Annotated in this window: 24 protein-coding genes; 12 read left to right on the forward strand and 12 right to left on the reverse strand. The window is 61.6% G+C overall.

Features of this window, described 5'->3' with window-relative positions; translation table 11 throughout:
- The first annotated feature begins 43 nt into the window (after positions 1-43).
- The 8 genes from M5C56_RS14965 (at position 44) to M5C56_RS15000 (ending at position 6,587) form a co-directional block, all read left to right on the forward strand.
- Positions 44-886, forward strand: coding sequence for a transporter substrate-binding domain-containing protein (locus M5C56_RS14965; RefSeq protein WP_103499106.1), 843 nt, complete (start codon positions 44-46; stop codon positions 884-886).
- Positions 887-939: 53 nt separating this feature from the next.
- Positions 940-1,602 (forward strand): amino acid ABC transporter permease, encoded by a 663-nt coding sequence (locus M5C56_RS14970; protein ID WP_103499107.1) that lies wholly within the window; start codon positions 940-942, stop codon positions 1,600-1,602.
- Positions 1,603-1,611: 9 nt separating this feature from the next.
- Positions 1,612-2,274, forward strand: a complete 663-nt coding sequence (locus M5C56_RS14975) for an amino acid ABC transporter permease (RefSeq protein ID WP_100941151.1) — start codon at positions 1,612-1,614, stop codon at positions 2,272-2,274.
- Complete coding sequence (locus M5C56_RS14980) at positions 2,271-3,047, forward strand: amino acid ABC transporter ATP-binding protein (RefSeq protein ID WP_100941152.1); 777 nt, start codon at positions 2,271-2,273, stop codon at positions 3,045-3,047. Before M5C56_RS14975 ends, M5C56_RS14980 begins: the two co-directional genes overlap by 4 nt.
- Positions 3,048-3,069: 22 nt before the next feature.
- Entirely contained in the window at positions 3,070-3,456 is a 387-nt protein-coding gene (locus tag M5C56_RS14985; protein ID WP_103499108.1) for a RidA family protein, read from the forward strand.
- 47 nt (positions 3,457-3,503) lie between these two features.
- Positions 3,504-4,268, forward strand: a complete 765-nt coding sequence (locus tag M5C56_RS14990) for an IclR family transcriptional regulator (protein ID WP_100941154.1) — start codon at positions 3,504-3,506, stop codon at positions 4,266-4,268.
- Positions 4,269-4,305: 37 nt separating this feature from the next.
- Positions 4,306-5,523 (forward strand): amino acid deaminase, encoded by a 1,218-nt coding sequence (locus M5C56_RS14995; RefSeq protein ID WP_103499109.1) that lies wholly within the window; start codon positions 4,306-4,308, stop codon positions 5,521-5,523.
- 137 nt (positions 5,524-5,660) lie between these two features.
- Positions 5,661-6,587: a sugar kinase gene (locus tag M5C56_RS15000; protein ID WP_103499110.1), complete on the forward strand. Its 927-nt coding sequence runs from the start codon at positions 5,661-5,663 to the stop codon at positions 6,585-6,587.
- A gap of 19 nt (positions 6,588-6,606) precedes the next feature.
- Here M5C56_RS15000 and M5C56_RS15005 read toward each other — a convergent pair whose 3' ends face one another.
- Positions 6,607-6,882 carry a peptidylprolyl isomerase gene (locus M5C56_RS15005; RefSeq protein ID WP_103499111.1) on the reverse strand — a complete coding sequence of 92 codons (276 nt, stop codon included), beginning with the start codon at positions 6,880-6,882 and terminating at the stop codon, positions 6,607-6,609.
- 57 nt (positions 6,883-6,939) lie between these two features.
- Positions 6,940-8,583, reverse strand: a complete 1,644-nt coding sequence (locus M5C56_RS15010) for an ATP-binding protein (RefSeq protein WP_247263186.1) — start codon at positions 8,581-8,583, stop codon at positions 6,940-6,942.
- Between the two features lie 135 nt (positions 8,584-8,718).
- Here M5C56_RS15010 and M5C56_RS15015 point away from each other — a divergent pair, with 135 nt between their 5' ends.
- Positions 8,719-9,888 carry a PilT/PilU family type 4a pilus ATPase gene (locus M5C56_RS15015; protein WP_103495651.1) on the forward strand — a complete coding sequence of 390 codons (1,170 nt, stop codon included), beginning with the start codon at positions 8,719-8,721 and terminating at the stop codon, positions 9,886-9,888.
- A gap of 103 nt (positions 9,889-9,991) precedes the next feature.
- Here the strand turns inward: M5C56_RS15015 and M5C56_RS15020 are convergent, their stop codons facing one another.
- The 8 genes from M5C56_RS15020 to M5C56_RS15055 all read right to left on the reverse strand — a co-directional run bounded on the left by M5C56_RS15020 (position 9,992) and on the right by M5C56_RS15055 (position 19,677).
- Positions 9,992-10,930, reverse strand: a complete 939-nt coding sequence (locus tag M5C56_RS15020) for a carbohydrate kinase (RefSeq protein WP_103495650.1) — start codon at positions 10,928-10,930, stop codon at positions 9,992-9,994.
- A 6-nt stretch (positions 10,931-10,936) separates the two neighbouring features.
- A complete protein-coding gene (gene xylB, locus M5C56_RS15025) occupies positions 10,937-12,427 on the reverse strand; it encodes a xylulokinase (protein WP_103495649.1) in 1,491 nt (496 codons plus the stop codon).
- A gap of 128 nt (positions 12,428-12,555) precedes the next feature.
- Positions 12,556-14,040, reverse strand: coding sequence for a mannitol dehydrogenase family protein (locus M5C56_RS15030; protein ID WP_103495648.1), 1,485 nt, complete (start codon positions 14,038-14,040; stop codon positions 12,556-12,558).
- A gap of 18 nt (positions 14,041-14,058) precedes the next feature.
- Positions 14,059-15,162 carry a sn-glycerol-3-phosphate ABC transporter ATP-binding protein UgpC gene (gene ugpC, locus M5C56_RS15035; RefSeq protein ID WP_103495647.1) on the reverse strand — a complete coding sequence of 368 codons (1,104 nt, stop codon included), beginning with the start codon at positions 15,160-15,162 and terminating at the stop codon, positions 14,059-14,061.
- Positions 15,163-15,183: 21 nt separating this feature from the next.
- A complete protein-coding gene (locus M5C56_RS15040; RefSeq protein WP_100941163.1) occupies positions 15,184-16,020 on the reverse strand; it encodes a carbohydrate ABC transporter permease in 837 nt (278 codons plus the stop codon).
- Positions 16,021-16,030: 10 nt separating this feature from the next.
- The gene (locus M5C56_RS15045; RefSeq protein ID WP_247263200.1) at positions 16,031-16,930 is read right to left on the reverse strand and encodes a sugar ABC transporter permease; all 900 of its coding nucleotides are present in this window, start codon (positions 16,928-16,930) and stop codon (positions 16,031-16,033) included.
- 177 nt (positions 16,931-17,107) lie between these two features.
- Positions 17,108-18,418 carry a sugar ABC transporter substrate-binding protein gene (locus M5C56_RS15050; protein WP_103495653.1) on the reverse strand — a complete coding sequence of 437 codons (1,311 nt, stop codon included), beginning with the start codon at positions 18,416-18,418 and terminating at the stop codon, positions 17,108-17,110.
- A gap of 287 nt (positions 18,419-18,705) precedes the next feature.
- Positions 18,706-19,677 carry a DNA-binding protein gene (locus tag M5C56_RS15055; RefSeq protein ID WP_103495645.1) on the reverse strand — a complete coding sequence of 324 codons (972 nt, stop codon included), beginning with the start codon at positions 19,675-19,677 and terminating at the stop codon, positions 18,706-18,708.
- Between the two features lie 177 nt (positions 19,678-19,854).
- Between M5C56_RS15055 and M5C56_RS15060 the strand changes: the two genes are divergently transcribed.
- From M5C56_RS15060 to ahpF, 3 genes are all read left to right on the forward strand, one after another.
- A complete protein-coding gene (locus M5C56_RS15060) occupies positions 19,855-20,799 on the forward strand; it encodes a site-specific integrase (protein WP_103495644.1) in 945 nt (314 codons plus the stop codon).
- Positions 20,800-20,931: 132 nt separating this feature from the next.
- Positions 20,932-21,495 carry an alkyl hydroperoxide reductase subunit C gene (ahpC, locus tag M5C56_RS15065; RefSeq protein ID WP_103495643.1) on the forward strand — a complete coding sequence of 188 codons (564 nt, stop codon included), beginning with the start codon at positions 20,932-20,934 and terminating at the stop codon, positions 21,493-21,495.
- A gap of 125 nt (positions 21,496-21,620) precedes the next feature.
- Positions 21,621-23,186 (forward strand): alkyl hydroperoxide reductase subunit F, encoded by a 1,566-nt coding sequence (ahpF, locus tag M5C56_RS15070; RefSeq protein ID WP_103495642.1) that lies wholly within the window; start codon positions 21,621-21,623, stop codon positions 23,184-23,186.
- 66 nt (positions 23,187-23,252) lie between these two features.
- Here ahpF and gloA read toward each other — a convergent pair whose 3' ends face one another.
- Both gloA and M5C56_RS15080 read right to left on the reverse strand, forming a co-directional pair.
- Positions 23,253-23,783: a lactoylglutathione lyase gene (gene gloA / locus M5C56_RS15075; protein WP_103495641.1), complete on the reverse strand. Its 531-nt coding sequence runs from the start codon at positions 23,781-23,783 to the stop codon at positions 23,253-23,255.
- A 610-nt stretch (positions 23,784-24,393) separates the two neighbouring features.
- Positions 24,394-24,750 (reverse strand): histone-like nucleoid-structuring protein, MvaT/MvaU family, encoded by a 357-nt coding sequence (locus tag M5C56_RS15080; protein ID WP_103495640.1) that lies wholly within the window; start codon positions 24,748-24,750, stop codon positions 24,394-24,396.
- Positions 24,751-24,840 lie beyond the last annotated feature (90 nt).

Consider the following 24,840-nt stretch of genomic DNA (forward strand, 5'->3'; position numbering starts at 1 on the left):
AGGTTCCGTTATAGCGGAATACACATCATCGGAGTGCAACGTCATGCAGCGTGGACTTTCCTTGTTTAAAGCCTGTGTTTTTCTTCTGGCGGCTTCGGCGGCGGTTGCTGCGCAAGCGGCGGACAGCAAGCTCGATAGCGTGCTCAAACGCGGTCACTTGATTGTAGGCACCGGCAGCACCAACGCGCCGTGGCACTTCCAGGGCGCCGACGGCAAGTTGCAGGGGTTCGATATCGATATCGGCGGCATGATCGCCAAGGGGCTGTTCAACGACGCCAGCAAAGTCGAATACGTGGTGCAGTCTTCCGATGCGCGGATTCCCAACCTGCTGACCGACAAGGTCGATATCAGCTGCCAGTTCATCACCGTCACCGCGAGCCGTGCCCAGCAGGTTGCTTTCACCCTGCCGTACTACCGCGAGGGTGTCGCGCTGCTGCTGCCGGCCAATAGCAAGTACAAGGAAATCGACAGCCTGCGTGCCGCCGGCGACGGCGTTACCGTGGCCGTGCTGCAGAACGTCTACGCCGAGGAACTGGTGCACCAGGCATTGCCCAAGGCCAAGGTCGACCAGTACGACAGCGTTGACCTGATGTACCAGGCCATGAGCACCGGTCGCGCCGATGCCGCCGCCACCGACCAGTCCTCGGTCAAGTACCTGATGGTGCAGAAACCTGGCATGTATCGCAGCCCGGCCTTTGCCTGGAGCCCACAGACCTATGCCTGCGCGGTCAAGCGCGGCGACCAGGACTGGCTGAACTTCGTCAACACCGCGCTGCATGAGGCCATGACCGGCGTCGAGTTCCCCACCTACGCAGCCTCCTTCAAGAAATGGTTCGGCGTCGATCTTCCTTCGCCGGAAATCGGTTTCCCTGTCGAATTCAAGTGATCCGTTAAGGGCAGGGCGCCGCACTCGGCGCCCCGTCGAAGGTACTGCGAACCATGAACTATCAGTTGAACTTTGCCGCCGTCTGGCGCGATTTCGACACCTTGCTGGCGGGACTGGGCCTGGGCCTGGAACTGGCCCTGGTGTCCATCGCCATCGGTTGTATGATCGGCCTGATGATGGCGTTTGCCTTGCTCAGCAAGCATCGCGCATTGCGGGCACTGGCCTCGGTGTATGTGACGGTGATCCGTAATACGCCGATCCTGGTGTTGATCCTGTTGATCTACTTCGCCATGCCGAGCCTGGGCATCCGGCTGGACAAGATTCCCTCGTTTATCGTCACGCTGTCGCTGTATGCCGGGGCCTACCTGACCGAGGTGTTCCGCGCCGGCCTGCTGAGCATTCCCAAGGGCCAGCGCGAAGCCGGGCTGGCCATCGGCCTCGGCGAATGGCAGGTGCGGGCCTATGTCACCGTGCCGGTGATGTTGCGCAACGTGCTGCCAGCGCTGTCCAACAACTTTATTTCCCTGTTCAAGGACACCTCCCTGGCGGCGGCCATCGCCGTGCCGGAGCTGACCTATCACGCCCGCAAGATCAACGTGGAAAGCTACCGGGTGATCGAAACCTGGATGGTCACCACGGCGCTCTATGTGGTCGCCTGTTACCTCATTGCCCTGATGCTGCGTTACCTCGAGCAGCGTCTGGCGATCCGCCGATAGGAGGCACTCATGTACGAATCGCAAAGTTGGTGGCATGAGTTGTGGATCGCCCGGGAAACCCTCTGGGAGGGATTCCAGACCAGTGTCGCGGTCTCGCTCCTGGCGATTGTCTGCGGCACCCTGATCGGCATTGTCGCCGGGCTGGTGCTGACCTACGGCAAGTTCTGGATGCGCGCGCCGTTTCGTCTGTATGTCGACCTGATCCGCGGCACCCCGGTGTTCGTTCTGGTCCTCGCCTGCTTCTACATGGCCCCGGCCCTGGGCTGGCAGATCAGCGCCTTCCAGGCCGGTGCCCTGGGCCTGACGCTGTTCTGTGGTTCCCACGTGGCGGAGATCGTGCGCGGCTCGATGCAGGCCATCCCCCGCGGGCAGATGGAAGCGAGCAAGGCCATCGGCCTGACCTTCCACCAGGCCCTCGGCTATGTGCTGCTACCCCAGGCGCTGCGGCAGATCCTGCCGACCTGGGTCAACTCGTCCACCGAGATCGTCAAGGCTTCGACCCTGCTTTCGGTGATCGGTGTCGCCGAGCTGCTGCTCAGCACCCAGCAGGTGATCGCCCGGACCTTCATGACCCTGGAGTTCTATCTGTTCGCCGGTTTCTTGTTCTTCATCATCAACTACTCGATCGAGTTGCTCGGTCGGCATATTGAAAAGCGGGTGGCCTTGCCATGACGACTGATTCCCAAGCACTGCTCAGCATTCGCGGGCTGCACAAACAATACGGCAAGCTCGAAGTGCTCAAGGGCGTCGACCTGGACATGCAGCGCGGCAACGTGGTCACGCTGATCGGCTCCAGCGGCTCGGGCAAGACCACGCTGCTGCGCTGCGTAAACCTGCTGGAAGAGTTCCAGGGCGGCCAGATCACCCTGGACGGCGAGTCCATCGGCTACAGCGAAGTGAACGGCAAGCGTGTCCGTCACCCGGAAAAAGTCATTGCCCAGCACCGGGCCATGACCGGCATGGCGTTCCAGCAGTTCAACCTGTTTCCGCACTTGACGGCCTTGCAGAACGTGACCCTGGGCCTGCTCAAGGTCAAGAAGCTACCCAAGGACCAGGCCGTCGCGCTGGCCGAGAAGTGGCTGGAGCGGGTCGGCCTGCTGGAGCGGCGTAATCACTTTCCGGGGCAGTTGTCCGGCGGCCAGCAGCAGCGGGTGGCAATTGCCCGGGCCATTGCGATGAACCCCAGCCTGATGCTGTTCGACGAAGTGACTTCGGCCCTCGACCCGGAGCTGGTGGGTGAGGTGCTGGCGGTGATCAAGGGCCTGGCGGAAGAGGGCATGACCATGTTGCTGGTCACCCACGAGATGCGCTTTGCCTTTGAGGTCTCGGACAAGATCGTATTCATGAACCAGGGGCGTATTGAAGAACAGGGACCACCCAAAGAACTGTTCGAACGCCCGCAGTCGCCGCGTCTCGCGGAATTTCTGAAAAACACCCGCTTTTAATTTTTTATTCAAGGAGAACAGTATGAGCATTACTCGTTATGGCACCGGCAGCACCGCGGGTGGCGGTCAGCCGCGTCCTTTCGCCCGGGCCGTCGAAGCCGACGGTTGGTTGCATGTGTCCGGCCAGGTACCGGCGCTGGATGGCGAAATCATTGTTGGTGGTATCGTCGAGCAGACTCACCAGACCATGAAGAACCTGATCGCGATTCTCGAAGAGGCCGGTTATGGCCTGGAAGATGTGGTCCGCGCCGGTGTCTGGCTGGAAGATCCGCGGGATTTCTGGAGCTTCAACAAGGTGTTTTCCGAGTACTTCACGCCCGAGCACGCTCCGGCGCGGGCCTGTGTCCAGGCGAATATGATGGTCGACTGCAAGGTCGAGATCGATTGCATCGCGTACAAGAAGAAGTGATGAATGGGTAAACTCCCCGGCAATTTTTCCAATGGGATGGCACTGACATGACCGAAGACACCATCAAGCGCCGGGCCAAAGGGCTGGACCGGGCGTTCGATATCCTCGATTACCTCAAGGAGGTCGGCCAGCCGCTGCGTCCCAACGACATTGCCAGCGGTATCGGCAGCCCCAAATCCACGGTCTACGAGCTGGTGGCATCACTGCTGGAGCGGCGCATCCTCGAGTCGGTCGGCAAGGAGGGCCATGTCTACCTGGGCCGCCAGCTGTATTTTCTCGGCCAGGCGCACCTGCGGCACTTCGACCTGACCCGCGAGGCCGACCACGCCTTGCAGGAAATCGTCAGCCAGACCCGGGAAACCGCGCAGATGTGCCTGCTCAACGGGCGCAAGTACACCGTGGCGCTGATGAAGGAGGGGGAGCGGCATTTCCGGATTTCCTCGGATATCGGCGAAAACGCGCCGATCCCCTGGACCGCTTCCGGGCGCCTGCTGCTGGCGCACCTGAGCGACCAGCAGATCATCGACCTGATCGACCACGATGACTTTATCCTGCCGGACGGCCAGCGCCTGCCGCTGGAGGTGTTCCTCAAGGAAATCCGCCAGGCCGGGATCGACGGGTTCTTTTCCTTCGACAGCGTCGCCGACACCTTTACTCATTGCTTCGCCGCGCCCGTCAAGGACGAGCGGGGCATTTGCATCGCGACCCTGTGCATCGTTGCCCCAAGGGCCGATGCCAAGACCAACTACAACGACTATCGCCGGGTGCTGATCGAGAGCGCGAACAACCTGGCCCGTCGCATCAACGACTAGCGCGGCCGCCAAGGGCGCCGCCGATAAGGAGTTTGGAATGTCTACTGCCTTGAACTTCGCCGCCGTGGAAAAAGGCGCCGCCAACGTCGGCGCGCAACTGGTGAGCGATGTCAGCCTGCCGGCGCTGGTGCTCCACCGCGACGCCCTGGAGCACAATATCCGCTGGATGCAGAACTTCGTCAGCCGTAGCGGTGCCGAACTGGCGCCCCATGGCAAGACCAGCATGGTCCCGGCGCTGTTCGCTCGGCAACTGGCCGCCGGGGCCTGGGGCATCACCCTGGCGACCGCCGTGCAGACCCGTGCCGCCTACGCGGCGGGTGTCCGCCGGGTGCTGATGGCCAACCAACTGGTGGGCGCGCCGAACATGGCGCTGATCGCCGAGTTGTTGGCCGATGCCCAGTTCGAGTTTTACTGCATGGTCGATCACCCGGACAACGTTGCGGCCCTGGGGGCTTTCTTCGCCGAACGCGGCCTGCGTTTGAACGTGATGATCGAGTATGGCGTGGTCGGCGGTCGTTGCGGTTGCCGCAGCGAACAGGAGGTGCTGGACCTGGCCCGGGCGATCAAGGCCCAGCCGGCACTGGCCCTGACCGGTATCGAAGGTTACGAAGGGGTGATTCACGGCGACCAGGCCGAGAGCGGGATCCGGGCTTTCGCCGGTTCCCTGGTGCGGCTGGCGGTGGATCTGCAGAACAGCGGCGCGTTTGATATCGGCAAGCCGATCATCACCGCCTCGGGGTCGGCCTGGTATGACCTGATCGCCGAGGAGTTCGAGGCCCAGGACGCCGATGGGCGTTTTCTCAGTGTATTGCGCCCGGGCAGTTATGTTGCCCACGACCATGGCATCTACAAGGATGCCCAGTGCTGCGTGCTGCATCGCCGGGGTGATCTGAGCGGAGGCTTGCGTCCGGCGCTGGAGGTCTGGGCCCATGTGCAATCGATGCCGGAGCCGGGGTTTGCGGTGATCGCCCTGGGCAAGCGCGATGTGGCGTTCGATGCCGGGTTGCCGGTGCCGTTGCTGCGTTATCAGCCGGGGGTGTTGCCGGCGGTGGGCGAGGATCTCAGCGCCTGCAAGGTCACGGCGGTGATGGACCAGCATGCGTTCATGACGGTGGCGCCGGGTTGTGAGCTGAAGGTCGGGGATATCGTCTCGTTTGGTACTTCGCATCCGTGCCTGACCTTCGACAAGTGGCGGGTCGGCTGCATTGTCGATGAGCAGATGAGCGTTATTGAAACCTTCGAGACCTGTTTCTAAGCGGATATTGCTTTCGCGGGCAAGCCCTGCTCCCACAGGTTTTCGGTTGTTCGCAACATTGCGGCTCAACCTGGATTTAATGTGGGAGCGGAGCTTGCCCGCGAAGAGGCCCGCCCTGACACCACGAGACTTTCCGAATGACCACCCTGAACCTGCCCCCACCGCGCATCGCCCTGATCGGCGAATGCATGATCGAACTGCAACAACACACCGACGGCAGCCTGCACCAGAGCTTCGGCGGCGACACCCTGAACACCGCCGTCTATCTGTCCCGCGAACTGGGCGGATGGGCTTCGGTGGACTATGTCACCGCCCTGGGCGATGACAGCTTCAGCGACAGCATGTGCCGGATCTGGCGCGAGGAAGGCATCGGCCTGGACCTGGTGCAACGCCTGCCGGGGCGCTTGCCCGGGTTGTATTGCATCCAGACCGACGCCAAGGGCGAGCGACGCTTTCTCTACTGGCGCAACGAAGCGGCCGTGTGCGACTGCTTCACCGCGCCGACAGCGGCCCCGGTGCTGGCGGCTTTGCCGGATTACGACGTGCTGTATTTCAGCGGTATCACCCTGGCGGTGCTGGGCGAGCTCGGGCGGAAAAAGCTGATTGCCGTGCTGCAAGAGGCCCGTCGGGGCGATACTCGGGTGGTTTTCGACAACAACTATCGGCCGCGTCTCTGGGCGGATGTCGAGCAGGCGCGCGAGGCGTATCGCTCGGTATTGCCCTATGTCGACCTGGCCTTGTTGACCCTGGAGGACGAGCAGGCGCTGTTCGACTATGCCGATGGCGAGGCGGTGTTCCGTGCCTATGAGGATATCGGCATCCCGGAAGTGGTGATCAAGCGGGGAGCGGAGAGTTGTCTGATTCACTGCGAGGGCGCGGCGTTCGAGGTGCCGTCGCAGAAGGTCGAGACAGTGGTGGACACCACGGCGGCGGGGGATTCGTTCAGTGCGGCGTATCTGGCCAGTCGTCTGATGGGCGGTGATCCACAAAAAGCGGCGTTGGCCGGGCATCGGCTGGCGAGTCGGGTGATTCAGGTGCGTGGGGCGCTGATTCCAAGGGTTTGAAAGCAGCGCTCTGCCACTATCAGTCGCGATAGAAAACCTGCACCAGGTGATACCCGAACTTGCTCTTGATCGGCCCATGCACGGTACGTAGCGGCTTCTTGAAAATCACCTGGTCGATAGCCCCGACCATCTGCCCCGGACGGACTTCCCCCAGATCCCCACCGCGCTTGCCGGACGGGCAAGTGGAGTACTTCTTGGCCAGCACATCAAAGGCTTCGCCCTTGACGATACGTAGCCTGAGTTGTTCGGCTTCCTCGGCGGTCTTGACCAGGATATGACGGGCTTGGGCTTTCATCGATTCGTTACCTTGAAACCTTGGGGCATGCGGCGGGCGCGGGATTATGCCCGAAGATCAGGACGTTTGCCCGATCATGTCGCGCACCCGGTTCGCCAGTGCATCCAGGGTAAAAGGCTTGGCGATCAGATCCATGCCCGGTTCAAGAAAACCCTGGCGCTCGGCGGCCTTCTCGGCATAACCGGTCATAAACAACACCTTGAGCCCCGGACGGTGCTGACGGGCAACTTCCGCCAATTGCCGGCCGTTCATCCCCGGCAGGCCGACATCGGTCACCAGCAGGTCGATGCGCAAGCTCGACTCCAGCAGCGGCAAGGCGGTCCGCGCGTCCGCCGCCGGGTGCACGGTATAACCCAGCTCGTCGAGGACATTGAGCACCAGCATCCGTACCGCCGGATCATCCTCCACCACCATCACCGACTCGTCGACCTCGGCCAGCGGCGATTCCGCGGGTTGCAGCGCCGGTCGCGGCGTCTCGGTTTGCGGCGCGTGATAGCGCGGCAGGTACAAGCGTACGCAGGTGCCTTTGCCCGGCTCGCTTTCCAGGGTGACGTGACCGCCGGACTGCTGGGCAAAGCCATAGATCATCGACAAACCCAGGCCCGTGCCCTGGCCGATGGGTTTGGTGGTGAAGAACGGGTCGAACGCCTTGGCCAGGATCAACGGGCTCATGCCGGTGCCGTTGTCGCTGACGCCGATCATCACATAGTCACCGGCCTTGACCGGTTCCAGGGTGCTGATATCGCCGCCGTCGAGGTAGCTGTTGCTGGTCACGACGCGCAGCTCGCCGCCGTCGGGCATGGCGTCGCGGGCATTGATCACCAGGTTGAGCAGGGCGCTTTCCAGTTGCCCGGTGTCGGTGTTGACCGGCCACACGTCCTGGCCCAACTCGACTTTCAGGGTGATATGGGCCCCTTTGGTACGACTGAACAGCTCTTCCAGCGAGCGCACCAGTTGGTTGGGGTCGATACGTTTGCGGTCCAGCGATTGCCGCCGGGAAAACGCCAGCAGCCGGTGGGTGAGGGCCGCGGCCCGTTGCGCCGAGCTCACGGCGGCGTCGGCAAAACGGCCGATTTCGTCGCTACGTCCGGCGGCGATGTAACGTTGCATCAAATCCAGGCTGCCGATTATGCCGGTGAGCATATTGTTGAAATCATGGGCGATGCCGCCGGTGAGTTGTCCCACCGCTTCCATTTTCTGCGCATGACGCAAGGCTTCTTCGGCCCGCTCGCGCTCGAACATCTCGTTCTGCAAGCGCTGGTTGGACTCGGCCAGCGCCCGGGTGCGCTGGGCGACGCGCTCTTCCAGGGTCTCGTTGAGATTGCGCAGGGCCTCTTCGGTGCGTTTGTGTTCGGTGATATCCAGCGCGGCACCGACAAAGCGCTGTGCCCGACCATGGGGGTCGAGGTGGCAGCGGCCCCGGGCAAAGACCCAGCGCACCTGGCCGTCGGCCTGCAATACCCGGTATTCTTCTGCGTGCTCGGTGTGCTGCTCCAGGCACTGCTTGATGCCGTGGGCCACCAGGGCACGGTCCTCAGGGTGCACACTGTCCAAGTAGACATTGATGGGCGTCTGGCTGGCCAGCGCCGGGTCGACTCCGTGCAATTGGGCGAAGTGGGCATCGGCGACAAAAAGATCCTGGTCGATATCCCAGTCCCAGGTACCGAGTCGGGTGGCGGTGTCGCCTTGAGATCCGTTCATAAACCTGCCTTGAAGGTGAAGCTTTGGGTTGCGCCGCGGCTTATTATCCCGCCAAGCTGTAGACATTCGTCACATTGAAATGACACAAGCTTAATCGCTAAACCTCTTTTTGACTGTATTGCGGACACCTTTGCCATGGATATCCACGCACTGCTGAAAACCCTGGCCGCCCAGGACGGTTCGGACCTGTACCTGTCCACCGGTGCGCCGCCCTGCGCCAAATTCAACGGCGTGCTCAAGCCGCTGGGCGGTGAATCGCTGAAACTCGGGGAAGTGGCGGCCATTGCCGACGGTATCATGGACGCCGAACAACGCCTGCAGTTCGAGCGCGAACTGGAAATGAACCTGGCGCTGTCCTTGCCGGGTGTCGGCCGTTTCCGGATCAATATCTTCAAGCAACGCAACGAAGTGTCCATCGTCGCGCGCAATATCAAGCTGGAAATCCCTCGTTTCGAAGACCTCAAGCTGCCGCCGATCCTGCTCGATACCATCATGGAAAAACGCGGGTTGGTGCTGTTCGTCGGCGCCACCGGTTCGGGCAAGTCGACGTCGCTGGCGGCGTTGATCGATTACCGCAACCGCCACAGCAGTGGCCATATCATCACCATCGAAGACCCGGTGGAGTATATCCATCGGCACAAGAAGTCGATCATCAACCAGCGCGAAGTCGGGGTCGACACCCGCAGTTTCCACGCGGCGCTGAAAAACACCCTGCGCCAGGCCCCGGACGTGATCCTGATCGGCGAGATCCGCGACCGCGAAACCATGGAACACGCCCTGGCCTTCGCCGATACCGGGCACCTGGCGATCTCCACCCTGCACGCCAACAACGCCAACCAGGCGCTGGACCGCATCATCAACTTCTTCCCGGAAGACCGCCGGCCGCAGTTGCTCAACGACCTGGGCAACAACCTCAAGGCCTTCGTTTCACAGCGTCTGGTCGCTACCCTGGACGGCAAGCGCCGGGCGGCGGTGGAAGTGATGCTGGGCACGCCGACGGTGCGTGATTTTATCAAGCGCAACGAGTTCTCCGAGCTCAAGGGCATCATGGAGAAGTCCGAGCTGATCGGCATGCGCACCTTCGATACGGCGTTGTTCGAGCTGGTGGTGGAAGGGGCGATCGATGAGGAAGAAGCGCTGAAGAACGCCGACTCGGTGAACAACCTGCGCCTGCGCCTGAAACTGCATCAGGATACCGCGGCCCTCACCGTGCAGAAGACGCCTCCCGCGCCGCCGGTCGCGGCGAAGGAGCTGGACGCCAAGGATTGGGGGTTGGTGGAGGATGGCAACTCTCCGCGCGGTTGAATCTGTTGCCGGATTGGAATGCTTTGTCCCGACGTGACTGACAGGTTTCGGCAGCCCCCGTTATTGCTGGTCACGAGGGCGGCAGTCTTGGGCAGGGGCGTTGTTACACCACCTGATGGCGATAGGGCAGGTCCGGTCCGGTGCGGCTGCAGGTAACGGCCGCGGCGCTGACGGCGAAGTTCAGCATCGCGTCGATCTGGGGCTTGTCCAGGCGTTCCAGACCTTGCACCGAGTCCAACTGCTGCTCGGTCAACCAGGCGATCAGGGCCGCCTGGAAGGTATCGCCGGCACCGACGGTGTCGGCGGTGATGACTTCACGGGCCGGCACCGACCAGTGGCCATGCCGGCGACTGTAGACGCTGGCGCCCTGGGTGCCACGGGTCAGGAACACCAGTTGGCAGCGCTGGGCCAGCCATTCCTGGGCGATGCTCTGCGGGTCGCGATCCGGGTAGAGCAGGCCCAGGTCCTCGTCGCTGACCTTGATCATGTCGGCATGTTCGGCCAGGGCCGCGATACGTTGGCGCCACAGCTCGATATTCGGTTCCGGGTTGAGCCTGACGTTGGGATCGAGGGTGATCAGCCTGCGCCCGCTTTCCCGGCGTACCAGGGTCAGCAGGGTGTCGGCAATCGGTTGCACCACCAGCGAGAACGAGCCGATATGCAACCCACGCACCTCGTCGCCGAGTTTCGGCAGGTGGCCCGGTAGCAACTGGCGGTCGGCGCAGCCCTCACCACGGAAACTGTAATGGGGCGAGCCGTCGGCGCCCACGGCGACCATCGCCAGGGTGGTGGGGGCGTCGAAGTCCAGCAGGTAATCCGCGCGTACACCTTCTTCCTGCAGGACTTGCTGCAGGCGGCGCCCGAGGTAGTCGGTGGACAGCCCGGCAAACAATGCCGCATCGACCCCCAGACGGCGCAGGCCGACCGCGACGTTGAACGGCGAACCGCCGGCAATCGCCTTGAAATTCACTTTCGAGGTTTGCCCGCTCGCATCAGGCTCACTAAAAAAATCGAACAGCGCTTCACCACAGACCAGATACATGGGTACTCACTCTTGAAGGGCCGCTACCTGTTGGCGGTAGTGCTGATAAACGGGTTGGTAGGCGGCGACGTTGGCCGCGATTGGCCGGGTTTCGCTCGTCAGATCGAGACTGACGCAACGTTCGCACAGTTCGGCCAGATTTTGCACGCCGGCGGACTCGCACCAGGCCGCCTGGATCGCCGCACCGAGGGCCGCGGCTTCACTCTGGCGGGTGCAGACCACCGGGGTGTCCATGATATCGGCGACCATCTGCCGCCACACCGGACTTTTCGAACCGCCACCGGTCAGGCGGATGCCGTGGCTCCGCAGGCCGGCTTCGCGTAGCAGGTCCAATCCGTAACGCAGGCCGAAGGTGGTGCCCTCGACCACCGCGCGACAGAGATTGGCCTGGGTCAGGTTGGTCAGGGTCAGGCCTGACAGGCTGCCCGTGGCCTGTGGCAGGGCGGGGACTCGTTCGCCGTTGAGAAACGGCAGCATGCTGACCCCTTCGGCGCCGATCGGAGCTTGCTCGACCCGGGCATTGAAGTCGTCGAGCCCGATATCGAACAGCTCACGCACGGCGCCGGTGGCGTTGGTCAGGTTCATGGTGCAGATCAGCGGCAGCCAGCCGCCGCTGGAGGAGCAGAAGGCCGCGACCGAGGCGTGGGGGCTGATCAGCGGCTGGTCGGCATAGGCATAGACCGTACCGGACGAGCCCAGGCTCATGGTGATGATCCCTGCCTGGATATTGCCGGTGCCGATGGCGCCCATCATGTTGTCGCCACCACCGCTGGAGACCAGGGCGTTGGGGTTGATGCCCAGCAGCCCGGCGATCTCGGGAAGGATCCGGCCCACCGGCTGATGGGCTTCGATCAGCTCCGGCAAGGCCGCTTGCAGGCGCCCGCTGGGGTCGATCTCGTGCAGCAGCGGCAGATCCCAGCAGCGCTTGCGCACATCGAAATAGCCGCTGCCCGAGGCGTCGCCGTATTCCGCGCAGCTACGGCCGGTAAGCCAGTAGTTGAGGTAGTCGTGGGGCAGCAGTATATGGGCGATCCGGGCGAACAGGTGCGGGTGCTGCTCTTGGGTCCAGAGCAACTTGGACACGGTATAACCGGGCGCGATGACCAGGCCTAGGCGTTCGAGTGAACCCTGTTCGCCTCCCAGTTGTTCCAGCAGGCGCTGGTTTTCCAGGGTGGTTTCGGTGTCGCACCAGAGCTTGGCCGGGCGCAGGACATGGCCTTGTTCATCGAGCAGGACCAGGCCGTGTTGCTGGCCGGAGACGCCGATAGCGAGGATTGCCTGGCCGTCGACGCTGGCCGCGGCCAGTGCTTGCCGGGTGGATTGGACGAAAGCGTCCAGCCATTGCCCGGTGTCCTGTTCACGGCGGCCGTTGGCACCGCTGATCATCGTATGAGGTGCCGAGCCCTGGCCCAGCACCTGACCGCTGACGCTGTCGAGGACGATGGCCTTGGTGCCTTGGGTACCGCAATCGATACCGAGATAGAGTTTCTGATTCATGACGGTGCCCGGAGTTGGAACTGGATCACTGCATCGTTGTGGGAGCTGAGCTTGCTCGCGAAGGCGTCCGTGAGACCGCCAAAAGCTTCGCGGGCAAGCTCCGCTCCCACAGGTTCATGTTTCGATCTCTAGGCCGTAATCTTGGCCAACAAACGCTCCAGCGTCTTGCTTACGCCCACTTCCCGCAAGCTGTTGAAGCAGCGTTCGAAAGCGGCGATAAACTCGGCGGACTGGGGAATCGCGGTGCCGAAAATCTCCTCGACAGCGAACAGCCGCTGCACGATCAAGGTGTCATCCGCCACCAGCGCCTGGCAGAATTCGGCCCGTGGGTCCGGAATGCTGTAGGTCGTGCCGTTTTCATCGACACCCTTGAGGTACAGGGCCCAGGCCGCCACCACCAGCGCCGCGCGCTCGGTCTCGCGACCGTCGGCGATCAGCCGGTTGATGGTCGGGATGGTGAACTTGGGAAACTTCGACGAACCGTCGGAACAGACCCGCTCCAACTGGTCGGCAATCGCCTGGTTGGAGAAGCGCTGCACCAGGGTGTCCTTGTACTCGGTCAGGTCGATACCCGGCACCGGCGCCAGCTGCGGGGTAACGTCCAGGTCCATGTAGGCACGCATGTACTTGACGAACAGCGGGTCGTTCATGGTCTCGTGGACAAACCGGTAACCCTTGAGGAAACCCAGGTAGGTCAGGGCCAGGTGGCTGCCGTTGAGCAGCTTGATCTTCATCTCTTCATAGGGTGTGACGTCGTCGGTGAACTGCACGCCGACCTTTTCCCAAGCCGGGCGGCCGTTGACGAACTTGTCTTCCAGCACCCATTGCACAAAAGGTTCGCAAACTACCGGCCAGGCGTCGTCGACGGCGTGTTCGTCGTGCAGTTGCAGGCGGTGGGCGGTGCTGGTCATCGGCGTGATGCGATCGACCATGGCATTGGGAAAGCTCACATGGGTGGCGATCCAGTCATGCAGGTCGGCGTCGCGCAAGGCGGCGAAGGCCAGCAGGGCCTTGCGGGCCACCGCGCCGTTGTGGGGCAGGTTGTCGCAGGACATCAGGGTGAAGGCCGGGATACCGGCGGCCCGGCGCTTGGCCAGGGCCGCGCAGAGAAAGCCGAAGACGGTCTGCGGCGCCTCGGGGTGGCTGAGGTCGTGCTGGATCTGCGGCAGGTGCGTCATGAATTCGCCGTTGCTGTCGTCGATGCAGTAACCACCTTCGGTGATGGTCAGCGAAACAATGCGGATCTCTGCCGAGGCCAGCTTGTCGATCAGCGCCTGGCGGTCGTCCTCGGCCAGCAGCATATCGCTGATGGCGCCGATCACCCGGACTTCGGTGTCGTCGCTGTCGCCCAGCTCAAACAAGGTGAAGAGGTAGTCCTGCCCGGCCAGGTCATCCCGGGCGCGGCGGTCTTCGCTGCGCAGGCCGGCCCCGCAGATGGCCCAGTCCAGGCCCTCGCCGGTGTTCATCAGGGCATCGGTGTAGTACGCCTGGTGGGCGCGATGGAAACCGCCGACGCCGATATGGACGATGCCCTGGCGGGTATCGGCCAGGTTGTAGAGGGGCAGGCGCACTTCAGGGGCCAGTCGATGCAGATTCTGCTTGTTCAGTTTCATGGCTAAGGCTCTCGGCAATCAGGCGGCAGCGCGCAACGGACGGGCGACCGCTACACCGTTGGCATCGAATAAATGGCAGTGGCTGCTGTCCAGGTGCAGCTTGAGGGTTTCCCCGTACTGGCTGGCCATGTCCCCGCGGATACGCATGGTCAGGGCTTCGCCGGAGGCGGTGCGCACATGGCAGAAGGTGTCGCTGCCCAGGCGCTCGCCGACATCGGCGGTGACCTGCAAGGTGCAGTCGCCGGGCTTCGCGAGTTCCAGGTGCTCCGGGCGAATCCCCAGGGTCACCGGGCTGCCGACGCTGAGGCCGGGGTCGCTCAGCGGCAGGCTGATGCGGGTGCCGGCCTCCAGTTCGACTTCACAGCCCTGGCCGTCGAGGCGACTGACCTTGCCCTTGAGAAAGCCCATTTTCGGCGTGCCGAGGAAGCCGGCGACAAACAGGTTGGCCGGTGCGTGATAGAGCTCCAGGGGCGAACCGACCTGCTCGACGCGCCCGGCATTGAGCACCACCACCTTGTCGGCCAGGGTCATGGCTTCGACCTGGTCGTGGGTCACGTAGATCATGGTGGCCTGCAACTCTTTGTGCAGGCGCGCCAGTTCCAGGCGCATCTGTACCCGCAGGGCGGCGTCGAGGTTGGACAGCGGTTCGTCGAACAAGAAAATCTTCGGGTTGCGCACAATGGCGCGGCCGATGGCGACGCGCTGGCGCTGGCCGCCGGAGAGTTGCTTGGGTTTGCGCTCCAGCAGCGGGCCGAGCTCCAGGATCCGCGCGGCTTCATTGACCTTGCGTTCCACCTCGGTCTTGGCCTCGCCGGCCAGGTCGAGGGCGAAGGACATGTTCTTGCGTACGCTCATATGCGGGTACAGAGCGTAGGTCTGGAACACCATCGCCAGGTCGCGCTTGGCCGGGCTGACTTCGGTGATATCGCGACCGTCCAGCTCGATGGTGCCGGAGGTGACCTCCTCGAGCCCCGCGATCAGTCGTAGCAGGGTCGATTTACCGCAGCCCGACGGGCCGACGAAGACCACGAACTCGCGGTCGTTCACTTGCAGGTCGATGCCCTTGATGATGGACAGGCCTTCGAAGCCCTTTTGCAGATTCTTGATTTTCAGGTTGGCCATGGTGAGGCTCCTTTTAAGTATTTATTTCACAGCGCCGAAGGACAAACCGCGCACCAATTGCTTCTGGCTGATCCAGCCGAAGATCAGGATCGGCGCACAGGCCAGGGTCGAAACGGCCGATAATTTGGCCCAGAACAAACCTTCGGGGCTTGAGTAGGAGGCGATCAATGCGGTCAGCGGCGCGGCCTGGGAGGAGGTCAGGTTCAATGACCAGAAAGCCTCGTTCCAGCACAGGATCAGCGACAGCAGCAGGGTCGAGGCCAGTCCGCCCTTGCTGATCGGCAGCAGCACCCGGACCATTTCCTGCCACAGGGTCGCGCCGTCGAGGCGAGCGGCCTCGAGGATGTCCTTGGGGATGTCCTTGAAGTAGGTGTAAATCATCCAGACCACGATCGGCAGGTTGATCAGGGTGTAGATCACGATCAGCGCCAGGCGCGTGTCCAACAGGCCGAAGGATTTGGCCAGCAGGTAGATCGGCATCAGCACGCCCACCGGCGGCAGCATCTTGGTGGAGAGCATCCACAGCAGGGTGCGTTTGGTCCTTTGGGTTTCATAGAACGCCATGGAGTAGGCCGCCGGCACCGCGATCAGCATGCACAGCAAGGTGGCGCTGAAGGAGATCACCACCGAGTTCCAGGCGAAGTGGAAGTAGTCGCTGCGCTCCTGGATATGCAGGTAGTTTTCCAGCGTCGGGGTGAAGAAGAACTGCGGCGGCGTGGCGAACGCGTCGATCTCGGTCTTGAAGCTGGTCAGCACCATCCAGAAGATCGGGAAGAAGATCAGGATCGCGATGGCCCAGGCCAGGGTGCCGAGCAGAACGCTTTGCAGGCGCCGGGATTGTTTGAGTGTGAGGGTCATGGCGCGGGCCTCAAGGCTTGTCTGTCAGGTTTTTGCCGATCATCCGGACCAGGATGATCGCGGCGATATTGGCAATGATCACCGCGATCAGGCCGCCGGCCGAAGCCATGCCGACATCGAACTGCACCAGGGCCTGGTTGTAGATCAGGTAGGCCAGGTTGGTCGAGGCGTAGCCCGGACCACCGTTGGTGGTGGTGAAAATCTCCGCGAACACCGAGAGCAGGAAGATGGTTTCGATCATCACCACCACGGCAATCGGCCGGGCCAGGTGCGGCAGGGTCAGGTGCCAGAAGATCGCCACCGGACCTGCTCCGTCGAGGCGCGCGGCTTCTTTCTGTTCCTGATCGAGGGACTGCATGGCGGTCATCAGGATCAGGATGGCGAAGGGCAGCCACTGCCAGGAGGCGATGATGATGATCGACAGCAGCGGGTAATGGGCCAGCCAGTCCACCGGCTGTGCGCCGAATACTCGCCACAGCGCGGCGAGAATCCCCGAGACCGGGTGGAAAATCAGGTTTTTCCAGATCAGCGCACCGACGGTGGGCATGATGAAGAAGGGCGAAATCAACAGGACCCGGACAATGCCGCGGCCGAAGAACTCACTGGCTTCCAGCAGCGCCGAGATCAGCACGCCGAACACCACGCTGATCAGCAGCACGCTGCCCACCAGGAGCAGGGTGTTGGTGGCGCCCGGGAGAAAGCCCGAGTCGGTCAGGAAGTAGGTGTAGTTTTCCAGGCCGACAAACTGGTTCTCGCCCGGATAGAGCAGGTTGTAGCGGATCAGCGAAAAGTAAACGGTCATGCCCAGGGGCACGATCATCCACAGCAGCAACAGGCCGACTGATGGTGAGACCAGAAACCAGCCGGGGTTGCGCAAACGGCTTTTGCGCAGCGGCTGGGGTATATCCATATGGGCTTTGGCAGTGGAGGTATTCATGGTGATCAGAACCAATGGAAGGCAAATAGCGAACAGGTATTGCGCGGGTTCGGGAGGACGGGCTTGCTGGCGATGACGGCTTTGAGGCCGTCAAAAGCTTCGCGAGCAAGCTCTGCTCCTACAGGGACGATGTGTTGTCCCTGAATGGGGTTACTTCGGATAACCCGCGCGTTTCATTTCGCGTTCGGTGAAGGTCTGGGCATCGGCCAGGGCCTTGTCGACGGTGGTCTGGCCGGTCAGTGCGGCGGAGAACTGCTTGCCGACCTGGGTGCCGATGGCCTGGAACTCGGGAATGGTCACCAGCTGGATCCCGACATAAGGCACGGGCTTGGCGCTCGGGTCTTTCGGGTTGGCAGCCTTCAGTGATTCCAGAGTGATCTTGGCGAACGGCGCGGCCTTCATGTAGGCATCGCTGTAGGTCGAGGCGCGAGTGCCTGGCGGTACGTTGGCAATGCCGTCTTCCTTGGCCACCAGCGCGCCGTATTCCTTGGAGGTGGCCCAGCTGCTGAAGACTTTCGCCGCGTCCTTGGCCTTGGAACTGGTCGGGATCGCCAGGGCCCAGGAGTAGAGCCAGGCCGAGCCTTTCTCGGTGACCTGATGCGGCGCGTAGGTAAAGCCGACGTGGTCGGCGACCTTGCTCTGGGTCTTGTCGGTGACGAAGGAACCGGCCACGCTGGCGTCGACCCACATGGCGCACTTGCCGCTGTTGAACAGCGCCAGGTTTTCGTTGAAACCGTTACTTGAAGCGCCCGGCGGGCCGGCTTTTTTCATGGTGTCGACGTAGAAGTTCAGGGCGTTCTTCCACTCCGGACCGTTGAATTCCGGCTGCCACTTCTCATCGAACCAGCGCGCGCCGTAGGCATTGGCCACGGTGGTGATCAGGGCCATGTTCTCGCCCCAGCCGGCCTTGCCCCGCAGGCAGATACCGTATTGCTCCTTGTCGGGGTGGTTGAGCTTGCCGGCGAACTCGCCGATCTGTTCCCAGGTCGGGCGCTCGGGCATGGTCAGGCCGGCGTCCTTGAACAGGTCGGTGCGGTAGTAGGTCATGGAGCTTTCGGCGTAGAACGGCAGGGCGAACAGGGTGCCCTTGACGGAAAGACCGTCACGTACCGACGGGAATACGTCATCGATATCGTAGGCGGCAGGCAGGTTGTTCATCGGTTCCAGCCAGCCTTTGGCGCCCCAGAGTGCAGCTTCGTACATGCCGATGGTCAGCACGTCGAACTGGCCGCCCTGGGTGGCGATATCGGTGGTCAGGCGTTGGCGCAGGACGTTTTCTTCCAGAACCACCCAGTTGAGCTTGATGTCCGGGTGCTCGGCTTCGAAGGTTTTCGACAGCTTCTGCATGCGAATCATGTCGCTGTTGTTGACGGTGGCGATGGTCAGGGTCTGGGCGGCAAGACTGACGCCGCTGAGGGTGAGACCGGTGGTGACAAGCAGTGCGGTGGCAATGGCTTTCATCGAACACTCCTCTTCATTGCGCACGGAGGCGCTGAAGGTCAGTTTATTGTTGTTGTGTCTTCCGGTGTCCAGGAAGAATCTGGCATTGATTACAGCCTTCAAACGCCGTCCTGACAAATCCTTGACGACACTTCGTTCGGTACTTTTTTGCACTGGGGCAGAATGTCGCAGGTCGGCGAAACCGCTGATCGAGATAGGGGAGTGGGGATTTGCGGGGGGATGAGGGGGTGAATCCGTATAGATTCGCGAGGATACGGCTTCTTGTTGAGGCCGTATCGCCAGTCGGGCTACAGGGGGGCGTGAAGCTCTTTCAGTGCGGTTTCGGATTCAGCCAGCTTGCGTTCAAGCGCTTGGCTTCGTCCCTGCTGATCCGTCAGTTCAAGCTTTAGCGACTCACTTTCCGCCAAGGCCACCCGCAGGCGTTCCTGAAGCAGGGTGCCGGCATTCTCCAGCGTTCGCGCCTGTTGAAGCTGCCGCTCCGTGCGCTGCTGCTCTTTATCCAACTGCTCCTGCGCCAGCTTGAGGGCCTTCGCGGTTCCCCGGCTCTCGGCCAGCAGCCGCTCATTGTCACGATTCAGTTGAGTGATCTCGTCCTGGCGCACCAGCGCACTTTGCTGAGCCTGGCGTAGCTCCATCTGTACCTGTTGGATCTGCGTCTCATGTCGGCGCTGTTCCTGGTCGCGCTGATCGCGGGCTGCACTGCGGAAGTGCTCCAGTGCTTCGCGGGCGTGCAGATGCTTGTCCTCCAGCGAGCGGATCTGCTGGTCCTTGTCCTTGAGGCGCAATTCGTAATCGCTACAGGCCTGGCTCAGCCCGGCGTTGCGGGTCTGTTCGGTCTGCAGCATCGAGCGGGTGGTTTGCAGGTTGCGCGACTCATCGGCCAGGGCCACGGCCTGGATCTCGAACTGGCGCTGCTGTTGCTCCATCTGCCGGGCCATCTCGGCCAATTGTGCCTGCCATTCGGCTTTTTCCGCCGCCAGTTGTGCCCGGGCCTGCTCGACAGGTTCCCGAGCCTGTTCCTGGAGGCGTTGTGCCAGACGCGAAACCAGTTCGCCCAGCTCTTCGTCGACTGACTCCATGGGCGCCACACGGCGCAGATCACCGTCATCCAGCTCCTTGAGATAGCGATGGATGGTGGTTTTGGACCCGGTATTGCCCATTTCGATACGTACCGCATCGATGCTCGGGTGCTCGCCGCGGGCGAGGATCGCCAAGCGTGCCGTTTGCACCACTGCCTTGTTTACGCCGCCGCGAGCCATGTTCTCTCCTACGATTTCGTACTGTGGTACGTACCATGTATTTACATAGCATATAGGTAAAAACAAAAAGCCGATATTTGAAATTGTTCACGCGGGATATACTGGTATTACCCCGTGTGATAAACCGCTTTCGCGATTTTGCCCGGGGAATCAGTACGAATGCCGGGAATCGAGGTCATGAACGAGCTGGACCGCTACCTGCAGGCGGCGACGCGGGACAACACCCGTCGCAGCTATCAGGCCGCCATAGAGCATTTCGAAGTGAGTTGGGGCGGTTTCCTGCCGGCCACCAGTGACAGCGTGGTGCGCTACCTGATGGCCCATGCCGGCGTACTGTCGATCAACACGCTGAAGTTGCGGCTGTCAGCCCTGGCGCAATGGCACAACAGCCAGGGTTTCGCCGATCCGACCAAGGCGCCTCTGGTACGCAAGGTGTTCAAGGGCATTCGCGCCCTGCACCCGGCGCGGGAGAAACAGGCCGAACCGCTGCAGTTGCAGCATCTGGAGCAAGTCGTCGCCAGTCTTGATGGGCAAGCGACCCTGGCCCTGGCCGCCGATGATCGGCCGATGCTGCTGCGCGCCCGACGGGACAAGGCGCTGATCCTGCTGGGCTTCTGGCGGGGCTTTCGCAGCGACGAGCTCTGTCGCCTGGAAATCGAGCATGTCCGAGCTGTCGCAGGCTCCGGCATGACGCTGTATTTGCCGCGCAGCAAAAGCGACCGCGACAACCTCGGCCAGACCTACCAGGCCCCGGCCTTGCAGCGCCTGTGCCCGGTGCAGGCCTATATCGACTGGATCAACAGCGCCGCGCTGGTGCGTGGCCCGGTGTTTCGCGCCATTGACCGTTGGGGGCACCTGGGCGAGGAGGGCTTGCACGCCAATAGCATCATCCCCTTGCTGCGCCAGGCCCTGGAGCGCGCCGGGATTGCCGCCGAGCACTACACCAGCCATTCCTTGCGCCGTGGCTTTGCCACCTGGGCCCACCGCAGCGGCTGGGACCTGAAGTCGCTGATGAGTTATGTCGGTTGGAAGGACATGAAATCGGCCATGCGCTATATCGAGGCCAGCCCGTTTCCAGGCATGGGGCTCATCGTCGAAAAGCCGGTGGATCAAGGAGCATAAGATTTCTTCTATTAATAGTGTCTGCTCATAGCGAAAACCAATCGCGAGCATCAGCTTTGCCAATGAGCCAGAACGCAAAAGAATGGCTAGGATTCTCCCATCAACTTCTTAACCCCTGACGGAGAGTCAACGATGCCTATCATCAACAGCCAAGTTAAACCGTTCAAAGCAACCGCTTTCAAAAACGGCGCATTTGTCGAAGTCTCGGACGCTGACCTGAAAGGCAAGTGGTCGGTCGTGTTCTTCTACCCAGCGGACTTCACCTTCGTTTGCCCAACCGAACTGGAAGACCTGGCTGACAACTACGCCGAGTTCCAGAAACTGGGTGTTGAAATCTACAGCGTGTCGACCGACACCCACTTTGCCCACGCTGCCTGGCACAACACTTCGCCAGCCATCGGCAAAATCCAGTACACCATGATCGGCGACCCGACCCTGACCATTTCCCGCAACTTTGACGTCCTGATCGAAGAAGCTGGCCTGGCCGACCGCGGTACTTTCGTGATCAACCCGGAAGGCCAGGTCAAAATCGTTGAACTCAACGATGGCGGTGTCGGCCGTGACGCTTCCGAGCTGCTGCGCAAGATCAAGGCCGCTCAGTACGTTGCCGCTCACCCAGGCGAAGTCTGCCCAGCCAAGTGGAAAGAAGGCGAGGCCACCCTGGCTCCGTCTCTGGACCTGGTCGGCAAGATCTAAGTCCGTGAGTCATTCAAGGGCGGTCATCCGCACTTCATAAGTCAGCCGCACCGCCCCATAACGCCCGGGTGGTAATCACCTGGGCGTTGTTATTTCTACAGTATTGAAAAAGGGAAATCGCCCGCATGTTGGACGCCAATCTTAAAGCCCAGTTGAAGTCGTACCTGGAACGGGTTACGCAACCGATCGAGATCGTCGCCTCCCTTGATGACGGCGCGAAATCTCAGGAAATGCTCGCACTGCTCAAAGAAGTCGCCAGCCTTTCCACCCAGATCACCTTGTTGGACAACGGCCTTGATGCGCGCAAGCCATCGTTCTCGTTGAATCGCCCGGGAGCTGATATCAGCCTGCGTTTCGCCGGTATCCCCATGGGCCACGAATTCACTTCGCTGGTGCTGGCCCTGCTGCAAGTCGGCGGCCACCCTTCGAAGGCCAGTGTCGAAGTGATCGAACAGATCCGCTCGCTCAAGGGTGAGTTCAACTTCGAGACTTACTTCTCGCTGTCCTGCCAGAACTGCCCGGACGTGGTCCAGGCGCTGAACCTGATGGCGGTGCTGAACCCGAACATCCGCCACGTCGCCATCGACGGCGCGCTGTTCCAGGACGAAGTCAACGATCGCAAGATCATGGCTGTACCCAGTGTCTACCTCAACGGTGTGAACTTCGGCCAGGGCCGCATGGGCCTCGAGGAAATCCTCGGCAAGCTCGACACCGGCGCCATCGAGAAACAGGCGGAAAAAATCAGCGCCAAGGACGCCTTTGATGTCCTGGTGGTCGGCGGTGGCCCGGCCGGTGCCGCGGCGGCGATCTACGCTGCGCGCAAAGGTATTCGTACCGGTGTCGCGGCGGAGCGTTTCGGTGGCCAGGTGCTGGACACCATGGCGATCGAGAACTTTATCTCGGTCCAGGAAACCGAAGGGCCGAAACTGGCCAGCGCCCTGGAAGAGCATGTTCGCCAGTACGATGTCGATATCATGAACCTGCAACGGGCCAGTGCCCTGGTGCCGGCGAAGAATGCCGGTGAACTACACGAGGTGCGTTTTGAAAGCGGTGCCAGCCTCAAGGCGAAGACCGTGATCCTTGCCACCGGCGCCCGCTGGCGAGAAATGGGGGTGCCGGGCGAGCAGGAATACAAGGCCAAGGGCGTGTGCTTCTGCCCGCACTGTGACGGCCCGCTGTTCAAGGGCAAGCGTGTCGCGGTGATCGGTGGCGGCAACTCCGGTGTCGAGGCGGCCATCGACCTGGCCGGTATCGTCAGCCATGTAACGCTGCTGGAGTTCGACAGCAAGCTGCGCGCCGATGCCGTGCTGCAACGCAAGCTCTACAGCCTGCCGAACGTCAACGTTGTGACCAGCGCGCTGACCAGTGAAGTCAAGGGCGACGGGCAGAAGGTCACCGGCCTGGTCTACAAGGACCGTGATTCGGGTGAGTTCCACACCGTCGAGCTGGAAGGCATTTTTGTGCAGATCGGCCTGTTGCCGAACACCGACTGGCTCAAGGGCAGTGTCGAGCTGTCGCCGCGCGGCGAGATCATCGTCGATGCCCGTGGTGAAACCTCGTTGCCTGGCATTTTCGCGGCCGGTGACGTAACTACGGTGCCGTACAAGCAGATCGTGATCGCGGTGGGCGAGGGTGCCAAGGCCTCCCTGAGCGCCTTTGACCATCTGATCCGCAGCTCCGCTCCGGCTTGATATGGAAGCGTATTAAAAAGCCCCATGAATCCTTGATTCATGGGGCTTTTTCTTGACCGGGCGCTATCAGATGTCTTGCAGCGGCGCCGGCTGGATGATTTCCACCCAGTAGGCGTCCGGGTCCTTGACGAAGGCCAGGCTTTTCATGCGACCGTCGGTCAGGCGTTTCTGGAATTCGACGCCCAATTCTTCGAAGCGCGCGCAGGCCGCACGAATATCCGGCACCGAAATGCAGATATGGCCGAAGCCCCGTGGATCGGTATTGCCGTTGTGGTAGGCAAAATCAGGATCGCTTTCGGTGCCGTGGTTGTGGGTCAGTTCCAGGATGCCGGGAATCGACTTCATCCACTGGGTCCGTTCGGCAGCGTCGGCCGGGATCTGCGCCTTGTCCACCAGGGCAAGGAAATACAGGCTGAATTCGGCTTCCGGGAAATCACGTTTCTCCACCAGGGAGAAGCCCAGCACGCGGGTGTAGAAGTCCAGGGACCGGGTGGCATCCTTGACCCGCAGCATGGTGTGGTTGAACACGAAGCCCTGGGTGGCGGCGTCGGGTTGGGCGGTAACGCCGGGGAAGGTGTTCAGGTCTTGCAGGCTCATGGGCTCTCCGCAAAGCAGGTGAAAAAAAGCGGGCGATCATGGACGCGGCAGGCAGACTCGCCGATTCCGATCCTGTGGGACAGGATCATACTGAAGCGGGGCGCGGGCGCCAAATTCGGACGGACGGATTTTAGACTCGGGCACAGATATGCCGGGTAATAGCGGGCTACTTCGATTTTGTCGGGAAGTTATAGCGAAGTGTATAAAACTTGCCGAAGAGGCATAAAGAAGCCCGCCGAAGCGGGCATGGGGCGCTAATCCTTTAGCAGTCTGCATCCTGTAAGAATCGATGTGAAAAATGTGTGAAGAACGTGAATGGCTTGTTTTTCATCCGACAGACGTAATAGAGGTAGCGCATTCCCTCCGCTGGCTGTGAGAGATTTTTTACATGCAATTAAGAACAGTCGGAACGCTTGGGGTCGGTGAATAACGGGCGCGGTGTCGTTTTTGAGTGCTGCATTTCCGACGTTTGTCGCCGAGTAGGAACTCTTGCCTGAAAGAGTTGTCCCCGACAGACGCCGATTGTCGCCATCATGATACCGGGCGGTATGATTTTTGGGCTGCAAGGAAAAGCCCTGCCTGGGCAGGGCTTTCGCGTTCAAGCGTGAAGTCAGCCGCGCAGCCAGGAATCAACGGTCGCTGCCCCGTATTGTTCTTTCCAGGCTTTCAGGCCACGGTGATTGCCGCCCTTGGTCTCGATCAGTTCGCCAGTATGCGGGTTCTGGTAAACCTTGACCACGCGGGCGCGCCGCTGTTTGGGCGCCGCGGCGCCGGTTCTGCTTGGGTTCGGGTCGAGGATCGCGACGATGTCGCGCAGGCTCTTGTCGTAGGTTTTCATCAGGCCCTTGAGTTTTTCCTCGAACTCGATCTCCTTTTTGAGTCCGGCGTCATTCTTCAGGGCTTCCAGCTGGGCGAGTTGTTCTTTAAGGGCCTGTTCTGCGGCACGAAATACGGCGAGTTTGGACAAGATGTTTATCTCCACGAGTTGTATTCGGCTGCCAACCACCTAAAACAAAACGACAAGCCAATGCTTGCAACGGCTTTCGTCACGCGTATG

It is taken from the genome of Pseudomonas sp. MWU13-2862 (genome assembly GCF_023242495.1).
Classification (GTDB): Bacteria; Pseudomonadota; Gammaproteobacteria; order Pseudomonadales; family Pseudomonadaceae; genus Aquipseudomonas; species Aquipseudomonas gingeri_D.